Annotated in this window: 8 protein-coding genes; 3 read left to right on the top strand and 5 right to left on the bottom strand. The window is 62.3% G+C overall.

Annotation, left to right across the window (positions count from 1 at the left end):
* Positions 1–80 precede the first annotated feature (80 nt).
* The 3 genes from ABD937_RS01520 to ABD937_RS01510 form a co-directional block, all read right to left on the bottom strand.
* Positions 81–1,217 (bottom strand): hypothetical protein, encoded by a 1,137-nt coding sequence (locus tag ABD937_RS01520; protein WP_345252837.1) that lies wholly within the window; start codon positions 1,215–1,217, stop codon positions 81–83.
* A 17-nt stretch (positions 1,218–1,234) separates the two neighbouring features.
* The gene (locus tag ABD937_RS01515; RefSeq protein WP_345252836.1) at positions 1,235–1,873 is read right to left on the bottom strand and encodes a VWA domain-containing protein; all 639 of its coding nucleotides are present in this window, start codon (positions 1,871–1,873) and stop codon (positions 1,235–1,237) included.
* Between the two features lie 135 nt (positions 1,874–2,008).
* The gene (locus ABD937_RS01510) at positions 2,009–14,224 is read right to left on the bottom strand and encodes an HYR domain-containing protein (protein ID WP_345252835.1); all 12,216 of its coding nucleotides are present in this window, start codon (positions 14,222–14,224) and stop codon (positions 2,009–2,011) included.
* Positions 14,225–14,599: 375 nt separating this feature from the next.
* Between ABD937_RS01510 and ABD937_RS01505 the strand changes: the two genes are divergently transcribed.
* Positions 14,600–15,250, top strand: a complete 651-nt coding sequence (locus tag ABD937_RS01505; RefSeq protein WP_345252833.1) for a phosphodiester glycosidase family protein — start codon at positions 14,600–14,602, stop codon at positions 15,248–15,250.
* 193 nt (positions 15,251–15,443) lie between these two features.
* Here the strand turns inward: ABD937_RS01505 and ABD937_RS01500 are convergent, their stop codons facing one another.
* Together ABD937_RS01500 and ABD937_RS01495 are read right to left on the bottom strand one after the other, a co-directional pair.
* Positions 15,444–16,493: a hypothetical protein gene (locus ABD937_RS01500; protein ID WP_345252831.1), complete on the bottom strand. Its 1,050-nt coding sequence runs from the start codon at positions 16,491–16,493 to the stop codon at positions 15,444–15,446.
* A 194-nt stretch (positions 16,494–16,687) separates the two neighbouring features.
* On the bottom strand, positions 16,688–18,928 hold the full coding sequence (locus ABD937_RS01495; protein ID WP_345252830.1) for a TerD family protein: 2,241 nt from the start codon (positions 18,926–18,928) through the stop codon (positions 16,688–16,690).
* A gap of 436 nt (positions 18,929–19,364) precedes the next feature.
* Here ABD937_RS01495 and ABD937_RS01490 point away from each other — a divergent pair, with 436 nt between their 5' ends.
* Together ABD937_RS01490 and ABD937_RS01485 are read left to right on the top strand one after the other, a co-directional pair.
* Complete coding sequence (locus tag ABD937_RS01490) at positions 19,365–20,435, top strand: helix-turn-helix transcriptional regulator (protein WP_345252829.1); 1,071 nt, start codon at positions 19,365–19,367, stop codon at positions 20,433–20,435.
* A gap of 190 nt (positions 20,436–20,625) precedes the next feature.
* A complete protein-coding gene (locus ABD937_RS01485) occupies positions 20,626–21,144 on the top strand; it encodes a VIT1/CCC1 transporter family protein (RefSeq protein ID WP_345252827.1) in 519 nt (172 codons plus the stop codon).
* Positions 21,145–21,206 lie beyond the last annotated feature (62 nt).

Here is a 21,206-nt window from a genome sequence, read left to right as displayed (position 1 = left end):
ATCAAAAATCAGAAATCCTACATCCGAGATCTGAGATCCTACATCCGAGATCCTACATCCGAGATCCTACATCTGAGATCCTACATCTGAGATCCCCCATCGATGGTCCGCAGCGCCGGTTCGAGGTGGATCTTCTTGACGTCGCTTACTTCGCCGCGAATAAAGTACCAGGCGGCCAGGTCGCGCCCAACGGCCTTGACGAAGGCAGCCTTGATGCGGGCGATCTTTTCGCTGGCCGAATTGCTGCGCACGTTCACGAGGCTTTCCACGCGGTTGTGGATCTCGGCGAGCATGCCGCTGGTGGCGAAGCGGCCGTAGAGGGCCAGCAACTCGGCGCGGTGGTCTACGAGGTCGTGCAGATGGAGGCCTTCGGGGTGCTGCAGGAAGAACAGGTACAGCGTTTTCTCGAGCGGCGTCAGGCGTATTTCGATATTCCCGTAATCGGGCAGGAAGATGCGCCCGGCGGCCGTTATGCGCAGCGCGCTCGGCTTGCGCCCCTGCCGGAAGTTCTGGTTGAAGAGCATGCGCGTGCGCACCCCCTCCAGGATGTTGAGCAGCTGCTCGAGCACCGGCGCATCGAGCCGGCCGCGCAGATCGTCCATACAATCGAGACAAACGTCGGCGGTGCGCAGCTTCAGGATCACCTCGGGCTTATGGCGGCAGAAGTCGTTCACGCAACCAAGCGGCACGCGGTGCAATCCATCCTGCAGGGCCTCGATGCTGCCGAACAGCGCCCGCTGCAGCGCGAGGGCCACCACATGATACACCACCGGGAAGGTGCCGGAACAATGCACGTAGTGCTCCCACTCGTCGGTATGGATAAACCCGTTGTTCGGGTTCGCCGGGTCGAGCGCGCAGAACCAGTTGAGCTCGTTGGCCACGGGCGTCAGCAGCAGCACGAGGTCCGTGGGCGGCACCCGCTGTTTCCTGCGGTACGCAGCGGCACTCCGGAACAGCTCCTTCCAGGTACTGACCCGCCGCTGCACCGGGAACGACGGCGCTTCCAGGCAGTGCTCCGAGAGCTTCCGGGAGAAATTTACCATCGAAAAGAACTCCCGCTCCTCGAACTCCTCCTCGTGCACCGCGTCCTCATCGAGCGGGCGCGGCGAGGCATTGCCCGTAAACCACACGGGGCCATCGAAGGCGGTAAGAAAATCCAGCACCTCGTAGTGTTCTTCCTCGGGATAGTCGGCATCGCGAACCAGGTGGATCTGCATGTAGTGTGGTTGAAAGGTTATTTGCCATCGGGCTCCAGGAAGTTGCCCAGGCTTTCGCCGCGGCGCTTGCGCAACAGGTAGCGGTCCATAGAGCGGCCCAGTTCGTTAAATGTATCGCGCATTTCGCTCTTCACAAAGGCCATGCTGTTGCTGCGGCGGAAGTTGAGGTCCGTGGCCACTTCCACGGCGTCTTCGGTGGCGCCGAGGTAGGAAAAGGTCCATTTGCCGGTGCCTTCGAGCTCGCGGATGCTGCTGCGGATGCCTTCGGCGGTGTAGCGCCGCGAAGCATTCTCATAGCCGTCGGTCATGACCACCACGACCACCGTAGCTGCGCCGTTGATCAGATCGGCCTCGAGCTGGCGGTTGATCAGGGCTATGGACGACCCGATGGCATCGTAAAGAGCAGTGGAGCCGCCGGGCTGGTAGCCCTCGGAGGTCAGTGCCGCCATCGAGTGGGGGTCCTTGCCGAAGTGCTGGTGCTGCACGCTTTCGTTGAAGACCGTGAGGCCTACGGTAATGGCCTGCTCGGGAAAGCGTGCCTGCAGCGAGCGGATCGTCTGCAGCTGCTCGTTGAAGCCGCTGATGGTGCTGCTGCGGCAGTCCTGCATGGAGCCGCTGCGGTCGAGGATGAGGTGGTAGTGGGTCTTTTGTTTCATAACGATTGCTTTTATGAAAACGAAGGTGGCCCCGCCATCGCCCTTCCGCGCTTTCCTGCAAGCTTGTAAGCCGCCGGTACCCCAAAACAGAAAGCCCCTCTCGCGAGGGGCCTTCTTACCTAAAAACGAAACTGATTAACGTGCAATGGCGACGCGGGTCGTGAGTACCTGCTTGCCATTGGAGATGCGCACCGAGTAGAGTCCTGCCGCCGCAGCCTGCAGGTCGATGGATACATCTTCGCGGACAAAGGATACCGTGGCCTCGCGGCGGAGTACTTCCTTACCGTTACCGTCGATCACCTGGATGGAGACCTTGCCGGCCGTGAAGTGCTCCAGGCGGAGGTTCACCAGGCCGCGGCTCGGGTTGGGGAAGGCCAGTACAGTAGCTTCTACTTTGGCTTCCACTGCGGCCTTCGGCTCGCTACGGGTGGTAGCGGGCGACCCGGTGCAGGTGCCGAGGTAGGATCCGTTGCCAAGCTGTGCGGGCACGGCGCTCGGCGCTACGCAGATCTGTACCCAGGGGTTCGACTTGGAGCCGGTAGCGTGGCACACCAGCACCTTGTCGCCCTTGTTGCCGCAGCGGACGTCGATGACCTGAATCGTCTTCGTGAAGACGGCCTTGCAGCCTTTGCTGTCGGTAACGGTCACTACGAAGGTCACCGAGCCGGCACCGTTGGCATTCACCGTGATGGAGGAGGGATCGGCGTTCACCGTGAAGGTGGCTGCGTTGCCTTCCTGGCGCCACTGGTAGGTGTAGCCCGGGGTACCGCCGCCGGCCGTCACCTTGATGGTAGCGGAAGAGGCAGGTGTATAGCCCAGGTAAATGGTATTGGCGAGGGCGCCTTGCTGCAGCACCGTGAAGGAGTTGAACGTACCGGTGATCGGGGCATTCAGGCGCACGGTGGTCACCGCAGTGGTGGTGTTGCCGCAGGCGTCCTTCATCGTCCAGCTGATCGTGTTCATGCCAACAGCAAAGGTGCCGGAGGCGTCGGGGCCGGTGCCGGTGCGGGTAAAGCCGCCCGGTCCGCTCACTGCGTAGCTGTAGGTCACGGCCGTGCAGTTATCGGTGGCCGCGATAGCGGCAACCGTATAGTGCGTGGACGTCGTGTCGTAGCAATGCTCTACCGCGTTCACGTTGTAGGTCACCACAGGAGCCGTGCGGTCTACTACCGTCAGGGTCTGGGTGAAGACGGCGCTCGTGTTACCCGATACGTCGGTGAAGTTCCAGGTCCGCACGCGGGTGTAGGTCGCGCCGCAGGCGGCTGTCTTCACGTCGCTTACGAGGTGCAGCGTTACCGGGGCGCAGTTGTCGGAGGCTGCCGGCACAAGGGCCAGGGCATCGGCAATGGCCTTGTTGTCGGAGCACTCCTCGGTGCGGTCCAGCGAACCGGCAGCCGTCGTGATTACAGGAGCGGTCACGTCCTGTACCGTGAGGGTCTGGATGCAGGTCGTGGCGTTGCCGGATATATCTGTTGCCTTCCAGGTGCGGGTGATCACGTAGTTGTAGTGAGCCGCATTGTTCACATCAGCCACCTGCGTGCTCACATCGCTGTGCGCGATCGCAACAGGGGCGCAGTTGTCCGTAGCCGTAGCCACGCCATTGGCAGCCGTGCTGTTGTCTGCCTCGCAGCTCAGCGTCACCGATGCAGGGCAGGTGATCACCGGGGCGGTCACGTCCTGTACGGTGATGGTCTGGACGCACTGGGTGCGGTTGCCGTTGTTGTCGGTGGCCGTCCAGGTGCGGGAGATCGTGTAATTGTAGTGAGCCGCATTGTTCACATCAGCGCTCTGCGTGCTGACGTCGCTGTGGCTGATGTTCGCGATACCGCAGGCATCGGTGGCCGTAGCCGTTCCGGTAGCAGCAGTGCTGTTATCGTCCTGGCAGTTCAGCGTCACGGAAGCAGGGCAGCTGATCACCGGAGCTACGCGGTCTTCTACCGTTACTACGGCGGTAGCGCTGTGCACATTGCCGTGGATATCGGTGACGGTCAGCGTCACGGTGTTGGCGCCTACGTTGCTGCAGTCGAAGGCGGTCTTGCTGAGGGCAAGGCTTTCGATGGCGCAGTTGTCGGAAGAGCCGTTGTTCACCTGCTCGGGCGTGATGGCGGCATTACCGGTCGCGTCGAGCTGGATGGTGAGGTCCTGGGTGCGGGCGGCGGGCAGCTCGCTGTCGGTAACGGTTACGGTGAAGGTCTTCTCCGTAGCGTTTCCGCAAGCGTCGGTCGCCGTTGCCGTTACCGTTGTGGTGCCTACCGGGAAGTAAGCGCCCGGCTGGTGGCTGTAGGTGATGGCAGGCGTACCGCAGTTATCAGAAGAGATGGCTGCGAAGGAAACCTGGGCACCGCACTGGCCGGCGTCGTTGGACACCGAGATGTTGGTCACGCTCAGTGAAGGCGCTTTCGTATCCTGTACGGTGATCACCTGCGTGGCCGAGGTCACGTTGCCATGAATATCGGTCACGGTCCATACGCGGGTGAGGGTGTAATTGAATCCACAGTTGCCGTCGGTGCGCGTTTCAGCGAACTGAACAGCGCCGGCAGCGCAGTTGTCGGTTGCCGTTACTACTGCGGCCGCGGGAACAGCATCGCATTCTACGGTCACGTCAGCAGGAACACCAACGAGCACGGGGGCTTCCTTGTCGGCGACGGTCACCGTAAAGGAGCGGGTCACGTTGTTGCCCTTCGCATCCACGGCGCGGTAGCTGATCGTAGTGGTACCGACCGGGAAGACGGAACCGCTGGCAGGTCCAGCCACCTGGCTGATGGAATGGCCGGTGCAATTGTCGGTGGAGCGGGGTGCGGTCCAGGTGACGCGGGCGCCGCAAACACCGGCGTCGGTGAGGACGCTGATGTCAGCCGGCAGGCCGGTGATGGCGGGGGCTTCGGTATCCGAAACGGTTACCGTGAAGCTTGCCGTGGCCGTGCGGCCGGAAGCATCCGTGGCACGGTAGGTAACCGTAGTAGTACCGATCGGGAACACCGAGCCGGAAGCCGGGCCTGCGATGCGGGCGATGGAGTGGCCGGTGCAATTGTCGGCCGAGGTCGGGGCCGTCCAGTTCACGACCGCACCGCACACGCCGGCATCATTGCTCACGGAGATATTTGCGGGCATGCCCACGATGGTCGGGTTCTGGTTGTCCACCACGGTCACCGTGAAGGAGCAGGTAGCGCGGTTGCCACCGGCGTCCACGGCTTCCCAGGTTTCGGTAGTGGTACCGATCGGGAAGGTAGCGCCGCTGCCGAGGCCGGACACGAGGCGGGTCGGGATGCTGCCGCCTTCGAACTCCACTACGTACAGGGCGGAAGCGGTGTAATACCAGTCGTTCCAGGTACCGTTGGGTCCCCAGTTGATCACGGCCCAATCTTCACCCTGGCCGCCGCCTGCGTTGTTGGGCTCGCCGCCGTTCCACCGGGTGTAGGAGACGGGCTCGCTCGTGATCCACTTGTAGGTGCCTTCCACAGCGCGGTCGGTAAAGCCGATCCAGATGTAGTTGGGGCTCATGGCCGATACGAACGCGTTCTCCTGGGCGTCGCTGATGGTCACCAGGTGACCACCGAGCGCGACGGCCTTGGCGTGTGCGTCTTCGGGCGTAGTGGCGGTATTCGAGATGAAGTACGTGTGTCCGCCGTAGGTGCCTTTATAGGTGTAGCCGGGCAGCGACGTGGGCAGGGTGCCGTTGCCGCAGTTGTCGGAGGCCGACGGCGCGTTGTAGGTCACCACGGCGCCGCAGCTGTTGGGAGCTGTGTTTACCGTGATGTTGAACGCACAGGAGATCACCGGCGGGGTCACGTCCTTCACGATCACCGTTTGGTTCTGGGTGCTCGTGTTGCCAGCGGGATCGGTATACACCCAGCGAATGGTGTAGGTGCCTTGTGCGGAGTAGGTAAGCGGATCAACCGTTGTGGCGGTCACGGTACCGGCGCAGTTGTCGGTAGCCTTGGGAGCCGTCACGGCAGCGGCGCATTCGGCCGTTACGGTCGGGAGGTTCATCACCTGCGGCACAGGGGCCGTCACGTCCTTAACGGTGATGGTCTGCACACACTGGCTGCGGTTGCCGTTGTTGTCGGTGGCCGTCCAGGTGCGGGTAATGGTGTAGTTGTAGTGTGCTGCGTTGTTCACGTCAGCCACGCGGGTGCTCACATCACTGTGGGTGATGGAGGCGATGCCGCAGGCGTCGGTGGCGGTAGCCGTACCGGTAGCAGCGGGTGCACTCGGGTTCTGGCAGTTGAGCGTCACATCGGCCGGGCACGTGATCACCGGTGCCACCTTGTCTTCCACCGTGATCACGGCGGTACCGGTCTGGCGGTTGCCATGGATGTCGGTCACCGTCAGGGTCACCGTGTTGGCACCCACATTGCTGCAGTCGAAGGTGGTCTTGTCGATCGAGATCCAGTCGATGCCGCAGTTGTCGGTCGAACCGTTGTCTACGGCCTCAGGAGTGATCGCCGCGGCGCCGGAGGCGTCGAGGCTGATCGTGAAGCTGTTGGTGCGCACTACCGGCCGCTCGCGGTCGCTTACCGTTACAGACTGAACGGCCGTCTGGCTGTTGCCGTGGATATCGGTCACCGTCCAGGTTACGTTGGTGGTGCCTACCGGGAAGGTGGCAGGAGCGTTATTGCTGATGCCGGCCACTTCGCAGTTGTCGGCGGTTGCAGGCGTACCGAGGGCCACATTGCCAGCGCTGCACACTCCGGCGTCGGTAGCTACCCATACAGCGGCAGGCGCAGTGATGGTCGGCTTCTCATTGTCCTTCACGGTTACCGTGAACGAGCAGGTGGTGCGGTTGCCGGCGATGTCTACTGCGGTGTAGGTCACCGTGGTCACGCCCACCGGGAATTCGTCGCCCGACTGGTGGCTGGAGCCGAAGGAGGCCACGCCGCAGTTGTCGGAAGCGGAGGCCGAGGGAGAGCCGGCGGATACATAGGTCTTGAAGCAGAGGCTCCAGAACGTACCCTGCCAGGTCGGGTTCATACCGTACACGCTGGAGTAATACGGTACTGGGGTGCTGGTGCCACCGGCCACGAGGCCGAGGCCCGTGCCCTGGAGGCGGAAGGTATAGGTCTGTCCGGCGATCAGCTGGGGCTGAGCGGCCGCGGGGATCTGTGTTGCGAACCAGTTGCCGCAGAACGTACCCGGGTTATGCGCACCGGAATACAGTACCGTGCCGCCGGTGCCTACGCCCGAGTAGATCGTCAGGGTGAAGGCAGTTGTCTGGCAGCCGTTGTGGAACAGGTCGAGCTGCGTGAGCTTGCCCGTCTGTCCGGCCGTGAAGGCCTGCCACTGGTCGTCGCCCCAGGTACCGATGAAGATATCGGTGCGCTGCTGGTCTACCTGCGGAGGCAGGTCGCCCACGCTGAAGTCCACGTTGGCGCCGCACTTGCCCGGATCCACGTTCTTCACGATGTTGGCGGGGCAGTTGGCGATCACCGGGGCGGTTTCGTCCTTGATCACAACCGTTTGCTGCTGGGTGAAGATGTTGCCGTTGCCGTCGTTGTACGTCCAGTTTACCGTGTAGGTGCCCTGGGCCGTATAGGTCGTGGCGTCGGTGGTAGTAGCGGAAAGCAGGCCGGCGCAGTTGTCGTTGGCCTTCGGCGCGGTGAGCACCGTGGCGCACTCGGCGCTGATGGTGGGCAGGCTGGCCACAACGGGTACGGGCTTGCTGATGTCCTTCACTACAACCTGCTGCGTTTGCGTGCTGCTGTTGCCGTCGGTATCCGCGTAGGTCCAGGTGATGGTATAGGTACCCTGCTGCGTATAGGTCAGCGGGTTGGTCGTAGTGGCGGTCACGGTACCGGCGCAATTGTCGGTAGCGGTCGGGGCTACTGCGGTCACACTGCACTCGCCGTTGAGGACGGGCAGGGTGGCCACGGTCGGAACAGGCGCGGTACGGTCTTCCACGTTCACGGTCTGGGTGCGGGTCGTGCGGTTGCCCACGGCGTCCGTAGCGGTCCAGGTGATGGTAGTGGCACCTTTGGGATAGGCGGCATTGAGCGGCTGGTTGTCGCTGCGTGCGCCGGTCACCGAGGCGGAGCTGCAATTATCGGTAGCGGCGGGGGCGCTGATGGCCACGGTTGCCGCGCAGCGGCCTGCGTCGGTTTGCGTGGTCACATCGTCGGAAGTGCCACCGGTGTTGATGAATACATAGATGCGGCGGGTGTTGTAGTTGCCGGCATTATGGGCGAAGGTCCAGTCCGGGTGCTGCCCGCTGGCGGCGCCGTTCGGGTTGTTACCGATGCCGAGGTCGTCATTGGTATTGTTGGCCCAGCTGTTATAAGCGAAGAGGGTCTGGCCGGCGCCGTAGTTATGCACCTGGAAGGAGCCATAGCAGCTGCGGTCGCTGTTCGGCGCGTCGTCGTAGTCGTAGCGGCTGCTGTTGGCGCTGGGCAGTCCGAGACCGTTGGCGCCACCGTAGCAGTTGTTCCAGAACTCGATATTACCCGTAGTAATACCGGTGCCCGGGGTGACGCCGGCGTTGGCGCTGGCCACCACGTTCATGTTGCTGACACGCTGCTGGAAGAATGCCGCGTTGGTGTTGGGGATGCCGGTCTTCGTCACGTCGCTCGTGAACTTGTCCATCGACACCCATACCCACTTGTCGTTGAGTTCCATGTAGTAGGCCACACGGGTGAAAGGCACGCCGGCGAGTGCGGCGGCATTGTTCACCGCGTAGGGCACGCTGGCGGTACCGTTCCAGGCACCGTTCACCGGAATCTCGAGCTGGTAGACGGTGTTGTACTGGCTCGCCTCCGGCACGTTGCCGCGGATATGGGCCGGCACGTTGCCTACGGAGCTGCCGGCGCTGAATACAGGAGCCGTCACGTCTTTCACGATCACCTGCTGGGATTGCGTTTCGCTGTTGCCCGCGGCATCCTTATAGATCCAGTTGATGGTATAGGTGCCTTGCGTTGTAAAGGAAGTAGCGTCGTTGGTGAACGCGGTCACGGTGCCGTCGCAGTTGTCCGTTGCCGTCGGGGCGGTAACGCTCACGGAGCATTCGGCCGTGACGACGGACAGTGAGGGCTGGGAAGGAACCGGCTTGGCGTTGTCGCGCACGATCACGTCGAACTGCACGGTGGGAGCGCCACAGCCGTTGGTGGCCTTCACGGTCACCCGCGTCGTGCCCTTGTTGAAGGTAGCGCCGGAGCCCGTGCCGTTGCCGGAGCCGGTGGTGGCGCCGGTGAACACATAGGTGACGGCAGGAGCCGGCGTGCCGGTGGCCGATACCGGGTAGGTAACCACGGACGTACAGCCGTTGGCGCCTGTAGTAGCCGTTACCTGGGCAACGACGTCGCTGAAGGAAGGTGCTGCATTCTGGGCAATGACGACGGGAGCCGCCGTTGTGGTGCAGCCGTTACGGGTGCCGGTAGCGGTGTAGCTGCCCGGTGTGCTCACCGTAATGGAAGCGCCGGTGGCACCGTTGCTCCAGGTATAGGTATCAGCGCCGGTGGCCGTGATCGTGGTGGGCGTGCCCGGGCAGATGCTCGTAAGCGTGGCCGAGGCCGATACTACGGGCAGTGCATGGATGGTTACCGTAACTGCAGCGGATGTAGCGGAGCAGCCGTTGGGGTCGGTCATCTTCACCGAGTAGCTACCCGATTGCGTGGCGTTGTAGGCAGCACCCGTGGCAGAGCCGATCGGGCTGCCGCCCAGGAACCACTGGTAGGTATAGGTATCAGCAGGCGTTGCCGATGCGCCCAGGGTTACTGCGGCATTGCCGGCAGCGTTCTGGCAGATCGTGGCAGACCCGGAGGCAGCAACGGTGGCCGTGATGGCAGGGCATACCGCGGTAGCCGATACATTATAGGTGTAGTTAGCCTCATCGCAGTCGTTGCTCGCGATGTTGACGGTAGCCGTATAGGTACCCAGGGCCGTGGAGCTGAAGCGCACCGTGAAGGTGGCCGAGCCGCCGGCGGGGATGGATGCCGGTACGTTGCTGCGGTCGATGCTGAAGCGGGTTGCATCCGTGCCGGTAAGGCTGATGGCGCTAACCGACAGGGCACCGGTGCCCGTGTTCTGCAGCACGAAGTCGCGCGACAGGGTCGCTGCCGGGGGCGTGCTGCCCATGTTGGTGTTGTTGGCGATTCCGGTGGCCGTAGTGCCCGAGTAGATCGTGGCGCCGTTGCCGGTCACGTTGATGTCGCCGATCACATAAGGCGTGCAGGTGGCGTTGGTACCGCCGTCGGCGATCCAGTTGGAGGTAGCGCCGTTGAGGGCGAAGTCGCGGAGCACACCGGCTTCCACACCCGAAACTGCGTTCGGGAGGGTAGCGTAGGCGCTGTTGTCCGCCATATCGAAGCCATTGTCGAACGAGTAGTTGGCGACGAGTCCGTTGCCGGAGCCAGCCAGCTGGCAGTGGAACTGGGCATTGATCTCGTCGGCGCAGAGCGCGCGGTTCCAGACACGCACCTCGTCGATGGCGCCGCGGAAGAAGCGGCGGGTGCCGTAGCCACCGTCGTCGTTGTGCTTGCCGATACGCATATCGGTGTTGCCGTTGAGCGCAGCCTGGGTATAGTCGAAGTTGTCGACCTGGCTGCCGTTCACATAGGTCTTGACGTTGCCGTTGTTGTATACGACGGCGATGTGGATCCACTGGCCAGCCACGAGGCCGGCGGGGTTCATGATCTCACGGAAGCCGTTCTTGTATTCGATCACAATGCGCGAGCCACCATTATATACGTTGGCGCCGAAGCCGAGGCCGTGGCGGCCGGGAATGTCGGAGCTGAGTACGTTGTTGGGGTAGAATACGTTGCCTTCGGGGCGGAGTTCCGGCTTGATCAGCGCCTCCAGCGTTACCGGGATGGCGTTGATGGCAGGCATGTTCGTAGAAACCCAGTCGTTCTGACCGTCGAAGTGCAGGGCCTTGGCGGCGGCACGCACGAGGGCGTTGCTGCTGGCGGTAGCGGAGCAGCCGTTGGCATCGGTACCCGTCACGGAGTAGGCACCGGCATTGGCAATGGTGGCGCCGGCAACCGATACGCCGGGGTTGGTGGAGGAGAAGCCGTTGGGACCGCTCCACACATAGGTATCGGCACCCGAGGCCGTCAGGGTCAGGGTGCTGCCCGCATTAACGGGGCTGTTGGAAGATATAGTGACCGTGGGCAGGGCATTGACCGTTACCGTAGCGGTAGCCGGTGCGGAGGCGCAGCCATCGGTGCTGCCGGTAACGCTGTAGCTGCCGGCGGCGTTCACGCTGATGGTGTTGCCGGTGGTGCCGGTGCTCCAGCTGTAGCTGTCGGCACCGGTAGCGGTGAGGGTGGCGCTGTTGCCGGCGCAGAAGCTGGCAGAGCCTACGGTAACCGTGGGAACCGCTTTAACGGTGGTGGTCACGGAAGCGGGCGCTGAAGTACAGCCGTTGACCGAGCCGGTAACGGTGTAGGTGCGGCCGTCGGCAACCGTGATGCTGCTGCCGGTGGCGCCGTTGCTCCAGGTATAGGTGTCGGCGCCGGAGGCGGTGAGGGTCACGCTTTCGCCTGCGCAGAAGGTGGTGGCACCCGATGCGGCGATCGTGGTGGTTACCGCGGCGGGCTGACCGATCGTAACGGTCTGCGCGCTGGTGATCACACCGGCGTTGTCTTTCACGCGTACCGTATAAGTACCGGCGGCGAGGTTGGCGAAGCTGTTCGATGCGCCATAGGTAGTGCCGTTGTTGATGCTATAAGTATAAGGTGCAGTGCCGCCCGAGGCAGCTACCGTGATGCTGCCGGTGGAAGTACCGAAGCAGGTAGCGTTGGTGCCGGTGGCAGTGGCGCTGAGGGGCTGGCCAGCCGCAACCGTAGCGGAAGCCGTGGCGATACAGCCGTTGGCGTCGGTAACCGTGTAGGCGTAGGTACCGGCGCACAGGTTGCTGGTAGCTGCAGAGCCGCCTACGCTCCAGTTGTCGGTAGTGAAGGTACCGGAGTGGTGCGTCACGCCCAGGCTTACCGGGCTTGTGTTGGTGACGCTGGTGGTCAGCGACCATGTCCACGTTGGCGACCCTGTCTGGCGCACGCGGTAGATGGCTCCGGTGGTGGTCAGTTCGATCCGGAAGTCGTACGACGTATTGACCTGGATGATGCTGCTGCTGCTGAGTGAGCCGCGGCTCCCTCCGTTCTCGTATACGGTCAGGTTACTGCCCGTATACACATACAGGCCATGCACCATGTTCGGCCAGTTGTTGAACGTGCCGGTGGTGGTCCAGCCGATCATGAAGGTAGCACCGGAAGCCCCGAGCCTGAAGGTTCCTTCAAATGCCTTGCCGGCAGTGCGGGCGAAGGTCTGGTTGGTACGGATGGTGTTGTGCCAGCCGGTGCTGGCAAGAGCGCCCCCGTTGAGCATGCCTCCGCTGATAGTGAAGCTGCCGAGGTTTGTGGTAAAGCCGCTCAAGCTTGTGTTCGAAAAGTCGTTGCCATACTCATTGAATGAATACGGTGCCGTGCCGCCGGAGGGCGTCAGCGTTACCGAGCCATTGCACTGGCCAGGGGCCGAAGTGGCGTTGCCGGTAGCCGTCAGCTGCAGGGGGCTGAAGTTCGTAACGGTGATGGTATTGGACGTGGCCGTGCAGCCGTTCGACACCACTACATAGTAGGCACCGGCTTCCGAAGCGGTGTAGCTCGAAGCAGTAGCGGTTGCGATGAGGCTTCCGTTCTTATACCACTGGTACGTGACGCCCGACGAAGGTGTGGCGGTGAGTACCAGGGTACCGTTCTGGCAGAAGGCGGCCGGGCGGGTAGCTGCGATCGAAGCAGTAAGGGTCGGATAGGCAGATGCCGTGGTGGTTATGTTTCCGGCAACCCAGTTCGAGACGCTGCCGCTGAGGGCAAAGTTGTTGAGGGTGCCGTCGTAGCCATTGGCGGATGCGTCCTTGAGAACGGTGAATGCGCTGTTGTTCTCACCCACGTAGCCGTGGTTGAACTTATAGTAGGCCAGCAGGCCGCTCAGGGCAGTACCGGGAACTTCGGCGTTGCGGTAGTGATTGAGCTCGCCGGCGCAAAGGGCGCGGTTCCAGATCCGGGCCTCGTCGAGGCTACCACGGAAGTAGGCCCAGCCATCGGGCATGGCCCCCAGGCGGAGGGCGGGAGCTGCGTGTGCCTGCAGGGTCAGCCCCGTGCGGCTGCCGGCGGCGGCGCCATTCACATAGAAGGTACCGGTGCCGTTGCTATAAGTAAAGGCCACGTGGGTCCAGGTGCCGGCCGAAAGTACGGTCGACGACATAAGGCCGACGCCGTTGCTTTCGAGGTAAGGCTTGCCCTCATAAATGAAGAACGCGAAACCGGGCTGTGTAGAGCCGGAGCCGCGGTTGGTGAAGATCGGTTGGTATCCGCCCGTAGAGGCCAGGTTCACCCAGGCTTCCATCGTGAAGCTGGAAGAGGTCGTGAAGTTGGTTGCGTTGCTGGCGGCGGTGCTGAAGCTGACGGCATCGTTGGTGCCGTCGAAATGCAGGGCGCCTGCCGCAGGCAGCACGCGGATGGTGACCGTGGCGGTGGACGTCAGCTGCGGGGAACAGGACTCGAGGCCACCGTACTCGACCACATAGCCGTCTACGCCGGCGTTATCGGGAAAGTCGTTCCAGCTGCCGTCGCTGTAAAAGTGCGCCACGTGTTCGCCGGCACGGTAGGGGTCTGTTTCGCCGCCCCAGTTGTAGGAGCCGCAATCGTTGGGCTCTGCGCCGGCCCATGCGTGGTAGTTGCCGTTAACGGAGTAACCGGTGCCGGCAGAGCACCAGTCGTATTTCTGCTGTTGCGAGAACAGGCGGCCCTGGCCGCCGTCCTCCAGCCCTTCGGGGCCCGTGACCCAGCGCCACTGGCCTTCGTAGGCGAGGTCGGAGGCTCCGAGCCAGGAGTTGCTCCGGAGCTTCTCGCGGATGAAATCATTCTCGGCCTGCGAGGTCACCGTGGTGAGGTAGCCGCGCATACCGAAGTAGGTGCGGGCAGCCGCGGCATTCCTGGCGTCGGTCCAGGTGATGGAGCCGGGAATGTATTCGTAGTAGTGGCCGTTGCCGGTGAAGGCGATGCGGCCGTCGTTGTGCTTGATGGTGTAGGAGAAGGTCACCGTGCCGGAGAAGCCCGCCGCGGGGGTGAATACGAGGTTACCGCTCGCGTCCTGCGTCAGCGTTCCCGAGCTGGGCTGCGTAAAGCTGTTGATCACCAGCGCGCCGCTGCTGCCGGTGGCGGCCACATCGTTTGCGATGAGCTGTGCCGGCGTGAGCGTAAGCGCCGTGTTCTGTCCGGTACTCACCGCGTCGGCATTGGCCGTAGGCGTGTACGTGGGGTTCGTGGAGAAGCATTGTGCCAGCACGTTGCCGGACAGCAGGAGCATGGAGATGGCGGTAACCGCTTTGCGTAAAGCGGCAGCGCCCCGAGAGGGTGTGTGCATGTGACGGTATTAAGCGTTAGTTTGGTGCGTAGATAGGGTAGTATCCTCCGGGGCTGTTCGAAAATAGACGAGGCAGCGCAAGGGGTGCGGCTTTGCAGAAGATTGGAGGTGGCAAATAAAAGCAACCCTGTCCAACTCAGCAATACCCCTATCATGTGATGTCGGATTTTTTACTGCCGGTAAGTAATTATACGGTCAGGAGGGCCGGTTTCCGGCTAAACTTCTAATTTACTTTTAATGCGCACACCTGCCTCGCCGGAGTGCTGCGGTACCGATGTAAGTTCTTGAGGGCCGAAGGCAAGAAAAGGATCTTGCACGCGTTTTCAGGTACGGCGCCCCTGCTGCACCGCATCATTTTCCGCAAAAAAGCATCCCATGACCCGACTCCTGCTCCCGCTCCTGCTGCTGCTCCCCTTTCGCGTTCCTGCCCAGCGGGTGGTGGCGCAACGCGGTGCCCCGGCGGCCGTCCGGATGTACTGGAAGGCGCCCGACGGCAAGCCCTACGCCACTTTCGAGCGGTTGCTGGCACAGCGGCCCCGGATCCGCTTCGCGATGAACGGAGGCATGTTTTCGGCCGCGCTCGCACCGGTGGGCTTGTACGTGGAAAGCGGGCGGGTGCTCCGCCCGCTGAAGCATTACAGCAACCCGAAGGTCAACTTCGGCCTGCAGCCACAGGGCGTATTCGGCATCCGCGGCGGCAAGGCCTTCGTGGAGCCGGCCCGTAGTTATACCGCCCGGGGCGTCACCTTCGCCACGCAGTCGGCACCGATGCTGGTGCTGAACGGGAAGCGCAACCCGGCGCTGCCGCGGGGCCTCTCCCTCATCCGCAACGGGGTAGGCCTCCTCCCCGACGGGCAGGTGCTGCTCGCCATCTCGGAAGAAGGCGTCACGTTCTGGGAGTTCGCTGACTGGTTCGTGAAGCAAGGCTGCACCAGCGCGCTGTACCTGGACGGCAACGTATCGGAGTACTACAAGCCCGGGCACCTTCCGGCCGCCTGGTTTGCGGTGATGATTGCGGTGGAGTGATCGCTAAGAAAGCAAAGGAAAAGACGGCTTGTTGCGCAAGCAAGGCTGCGAGCAATAGTGCCCAAAGACATCGAACAAAGTTCAAATGCCAGCCAGCTTGGCTGCGAAGGGCCGCGATTTTCTTCCGTTGCGCTTTTCTATTCACATGAAGAATGATGTCGTTGGACGTCTTCCGGGTGTCTGAACCGGAAGCTTAGACGTTCAAGTTCCAAAGCGGGCCCAAGTTCTTCTGAATCGCATTCCGGTAAACAAAGCGCTTGAATGATTGCTGGTCGGTAGTGCCGGCGGAGTGGCAATATTGCTGGAAACAGGGATTGGCCCCGAGGTTGAGTGTGGCACCCGAGGGAGACACGCCCGCAACGACGTTGAAAACCTTTTTGTCAAGCATCATATAGAACACGAGTTTGCTGCTCATCTGCCTTTTGATCGCAGCAGCGTTTCGCGGCGTCACCGCGAGCCATGCTGCGCCGTCGACCGAAAAGGCAACGGGACATTGCATCTCCAGCACTACCGCTAGAAAGATATCGAACGACTTGGCCTGCGGTTGGAAAGAGCCGTCAGCCATGAAGTTTAACCCCCCTGTTCCAAAGGCCGACGATGTATTGAAAATAAGCAAGGGGTTTTCGTGCGGGCAAGCCAGCAACGCTTCGAAAGCGGCGAGGTTGGGCAAGATATTGAACAGGTGGCTGTCTTTGGCATCGTAGTCAAGCCGCTGGCAGCCATCAATAACATCCACGTAATTCACCCCCGCGTCCTGTAAAAAAGCTATCAGGGCGGCGCGCACGGCTGCCCTGTTGGCTGGAGTAATCGTTTTCGGAATAAGCTGTGGGTCGAAGAGTTTCCATTGCGCGCAACGCTGTCCGTGGTAGAAAGACACTTTGGGCTTTTTGATGCTGCCGCCTCCAGGCTTGACAAGTTGCGGGAGCTTCGCCAACGGTAACAGGTCGAGGAGGTAGCTGATCGGCGGGAACGTGCCCATCAGGTAAACGGAAAACTCGGACCGCAGCGGGTAGCTTTCTTTGTACGGGTGGAACTCAGTAAAGGGAGTGGATGGGAGCTGCCCCCTACGGTCCAGAAGGTAAGCGAGCGCAGCTTCCCTCGTTTCCGCGAACAGTTCCGGCCCATGCGTTACCAAGTCGGAATCGGTAACCGGCGCGAGGAGGAGGGTGGCGCGGGAAGCATTGAACAAGTCCAAATTACGTTTCAAGATCATGGTATCAGGTTTCAGGTTTAAAATGCGCATGTGCGCCAACGTTTAAATCGAAGTTAAACCGCATTATTTTTCACTTTTTTGACATTAACACGGCGTTATTTATAAAATAAAAATGAATAAATAGGCCTGTCCACGCACCTGCAATAGGCAACAGGCACGCTGCACCCGTAGAAATACAAAGAAGCCACCCTCTGGTGGCTTCTTCTATTGTCAGCATGGCGTCATCAACCCGCGATCAGCGCCGTAACGGCCGCCGTATCACGCGCCCACCCGGCGGTGTAGACCTCGTCGGCCTCCTGCGCGGTGGCAGGCACCAGGCCCTGGGCTTCGGCCTTCACCGCCAGGAGCTCGCCCACCGTCAGCTTACTTCCGAGCTTTTGCAGGTAGCTGCGCACGGCGGTCGCGTCCATACCCTGCACGAGCTGTCCGCCAAATGGCAGCTCCAGCCAGATCACCTCGCGCGCCGCCACGTCGAGTACACCGAACACGAGGCCCTTCGCCAGGCTCTGCCCGATCCGGGCCATATGCTGCACGCAGGACGGATCGTAGGCCACGCCCGTTCGCTCCGACACCCGCATCGGGTTGCGGCTGTTCATCCAGCCCACCACGAGGTTGGGCGTGATGCTGCCGTTGCTGTAGGCATTACAGGTGAAGGTCACGTAGCGCGCACCCGCGGCCGACAGCACGTCGAGGTCAAGGTCGATGTATTCGGCCGTACCCACCTGTGCGGGGATGGAGCGGATGTCGCCGCTATGCCGGCAACCGGTGGTCACGAGGTTTGCGAACGAGCAATAGGCGCTCCGGCCCTCGTAGGCCACCTGGCAGCTCAGGTCCATATCCAGGTGCTGCGCCGGCAGGCCCTGGCCCCACTGCATGAAAAGGCGGAGCGTGCTGCCGTCCACGGCAAAGCGCGTCCCCATTAAGGCCGAGGGCAGATCCTGCAGCGTTTCGGAGCGATCGCCGATGGCAAGCGGGATACGGTACAGCGCGGGGTCGATATAGATGGTGTGGCCCTTCGCCGCCTGCCGGGCAAAGCGATCCCCTACCGCGCGGAGGCCCAGGGTGCGCACCGCGGCCCGCATCGCCTCGAGCTCGGCGTTGGTGTAGGCCTTCAGCAGGCCGTGCACCGGGATCTTCTTGGCAACACCTCCCAGCGGCTTCACCACGCGGCTGCCACCCCGCTCGAAATACAGGTCGGCATACATCGCGAGCGTCAGCAGGAGGCGCGGGGGCACGGCCGCCTGCACCCCGGCGAAAGCGGCGGTCACCCGCTGCGGGCCGAGCCACAGCATGTTGGCGAAGAGCGACCGGGCAAAGGCACCGGGACGCTGCTGCAACAGGGAGAGTGTCGTCTCCGTATCACGCACGCTGCGGGCACGGTCTACCTGGCCTTGCCATACGGGGTAGTCGCCGCGGTAAAACCGGTCGAGCACGGTGCGCAGGGGCGCGAAGACTTCCTTCTTGCTATGCTCGGCGAGGCGCAGGGCGCGGATGAAGCGCACCCACAGCGCACGCTTCGGGTGCATCTCCTCGCAGATCTTCTCGGCAGACAGGGGCAGCGCATTAAGCCACGCGGCCACGGTACGTCCCTGGCGGCGGCTGTAGTGCAGCTTGAGCGACGCCTTCGTCACTGCCTTGGCCGTAGCACTACGGTCGAAGGGCGCAACGAGATGGCGGCTGTTGTTGCGCGACCGCTTGATGATCGTACCCGGGCGCAGCACCTGCAGGAAGCCCGTGTGGCGGTACCACAGGTAGCGGAGGATGTCGTTGGGCGAGGTGAAGAAGGACTGGGCCTCGGCGGCACGGCCTTCGTCTACCAACGCATCGATCACGAGCATCACGGTCTCCTTCATCTTTATCGACAGGCCGGCAGGAAGCGGGAAGTGCGCGAGCAGCTTCTTCAGGCTGTCGGCCTGCGTGGCGTCGAGTGCGGTAGCCGAAGCCAGCAGGGCGCGGAGGTGCGCCTCCGCATCGGCCTCCACCCAGAGGTCGAGCACCTTCAGCGTGCCGCCCTGGTTGCTGTACTCGATAGTGCCCACGGCGAAGGGCGTGCCGCAGAAAGGGCAACCGTTGTAGCGCTCGAGCGGAAAGGTCCTGGGCGGGATCCGGTGACCGCAGGAGAGCCGCACGCCGGAGCCCGCGCCCGGAAACAGGTTGGCGAAGAAGGTCGTGACGTGGTCGAGGAAGGATTCGCCGGTGGGCACGTCCCATCCCCTGACGAGGGGCGTCCAGTTCTTTTGCTGCCCAGTTACTTCCTGCAGCACCTGGCGCAGGCTCGCGCGCCAGGAGGCGCTGCACGACTGAAGGGCCTTCAGAAGCGCGGTGGAGGGAACGAAGCCGGCGTTGGCCAGGTCGGCTACAAAGGCGGCTGCGGCGGCGGGCTGGGCCGGCTCCGGGCCCTGGAGGGCGGAGGCAGGCACGAAGAGGGCCTGCTGGCGGAGGGCGATCGGGATGAGCGTGTACATGAGCGTTGGTTTTAAAATGAACCCGGTAATGGGCCTGCTGCTTACCATAAAGTGGGGGAAGTAAGCAGACCTTGACCGGGCGGAGTGAAGCAGGCCGGATTCGAACCGGCGACCGACAGTTCCAATGAAGTAATCCCTGGTTGACCGCGCGATAATCTTCAAACGTCCTGGACTCGAACCAGGCAGCCCTTGTGGGGCATTCCGCCAATAGAAGTAGGTCTGAACGGACCGCGCGGTAATTCAAAAGATGACTATTGCTCTACCACTGAGCTACTGCTTCAAAAGCCGCGGGCGGTAATGGCGGAGGTGTAACATTTGGAGGTTTTGAAGTAACCCCACTGCTTGACCGCCTGCGGTAACACAAAGGGAAGGGGAACCTGCGCAGTCTTTCTGCGCAGTAGAAAATATTTTTTATGTTTATGAAAATTTCTTCCCGATGCCCGTTACCCGCAATGCCCTGCTCCGCTACCGGAGCATCGACCAGTGCCTCCGCAACCGCCGCCGCCGCTGGACCCTCGAGGACCTCATCGAGGCCGTGTCGGACGCGCTGTTCCAGCACGGGGGCATCGACAAGGGCATCAGCCGCCGCTCCATCCAGGCCGACCTGCAGGTGATGCGCAGCGCGCAGCTGGGCTACCATGCGCCCATCGTGGTCACGGAGAAGAAATACTACAGCTACGCCGATCCCGATTACAGCATCACGCAGATCCCGCTGAGCGAGCAGGACCTCGCCCGGATGAACGAAGCCGTAGAAGTACTGAAGCAGTTCAGGGGCTTTTCGCACTTCAGCGAGCTGGGCGAGGTGCTGCAGAAGCTGGAGGACCATGTGTATACCGCGGCACACCGAACCCCTTCGGTGATCGACTTCGAGAAGAACGAGGGGCTGCGCGGCCTGGGCCACCTCGACGCTCTTTACCGCGCCATTACGCAACGGCAGGTGCTGCAGCTTACCTACCGGTCTTTCACCGCGAAGGCGCCGAGCACCTTTTCGTTTCATGCTTGGTGGCTGAAAGAGTTCAAGAACCGCTGGTTTGCCGTAGGCCTTCGCAACGGGAAGGGCGCCGTGACCACGCTCGCCCTCGACCGCATTGAGGCCCTTGCGCTTCTCGACACCGAAATGTATGTGCCGTCAGTGCGCTACGACGCGGCCACCTATTACCAGCATGTGGTGGGCGTGACGGTGCACGAGGGCAAGCGGCCGGTGCCCGTGCGCCTTTGGGTGGACGCGGGCAATGCCCCCTACGTGGAAACAAAGCCGATCCACGGCTCGCAGCAGGTGGAATCAAGGAACGAAGACGGCAGCATCATTGTAGTGTTACAGGTACAGCTGAACTACGAGCTGGAGCGCGAGATCCTGGGCTTCGGGCCGGGGATGGAGGTGCTGGCGCCGGAGGCATTGAGAAGAACCATTGCGCAGAAGGTGGAAGCGTGCGGGGCGAGGTATGCGGCGTGCGTGAAAACACCAGAGAGCAATGGCATCAGACTTCCGGAAGCTATCCCCGGCTGAGGAGGCGACCCGCGCAGCGCCCTCGACTTTTTACTGTTCAGATGGTGATGGAATCCGCGTGCTGCGTCCGGATCGCATCCCGTTATCCTATAAGCTAAGGGCAGCAACGTCCTGCCGCAGCAATATGCCTTGTCCTGTTCTAAAGCGACTGGCCCAATATTTTCTCCCCTACCCCAAAGCACCCCAACCGATGGAAGCCTACAACCCTACCGACCCGCTCATCAATACCGAGGAACGCTCCGCCCGCCACACCTTCGTGATCCAGAAAGTGCAGCCCGCCTTGCTTGGCCTAATGGACGGCTCGGTGTCGACCCTGGCGCCCCTGTTTGCCACAGCCGGGATCACGCATAACCCCATGAGCGCCTTTTATGTAGGCCTCGCGGCCTCGCTGGGGGCAGGCATCTCAATGGGGCTTGCCGAGGCCCTCTCCGACGACGGCAAGGTCACCGGGCGCGGCTCAGGGCTCATGCGGGGGATCATCACCGGCGGCGCCACGCTTTTGGGGGGCATGCTCCACACCCTGCCCTTCCTCCTCTCCGACCTGCAGGCGGCCCTGCACCTCGCCTACCTGGTGGTGGTGCTCGAGCTGCTCGCCATTGCCTGGATCCGCTACAAGTACATGGAAACGCCGCTCGTGCAGACCGTGGGGCAGGTGATCGTGGGTGGCGGAGTCGTGTTTGGCGTGGGCATCTGGCTGGGAGCAGGTTAATGTGCTAATGAGAGAATGTGCTAATGGGAATAAGCGACTCATGATTACCGCTTATAAAGACG

The organism is Flaviaestuariibacter amylovorans, from assembly GCF_039541815.1.
In the GTDB taxonomy this organism is placed as follows: domain Bacteria; phylum Bacteroidota; class Bacteroidia; order Chitinophagales; family Chitinophagaceae; genus Flavisolibacter; species Flavisolibacter amylovorans.
Note: the sequence above shows the minus strand (reverse complement) of the source record. Positions and strands in the feature narration are given on the sequence as shown.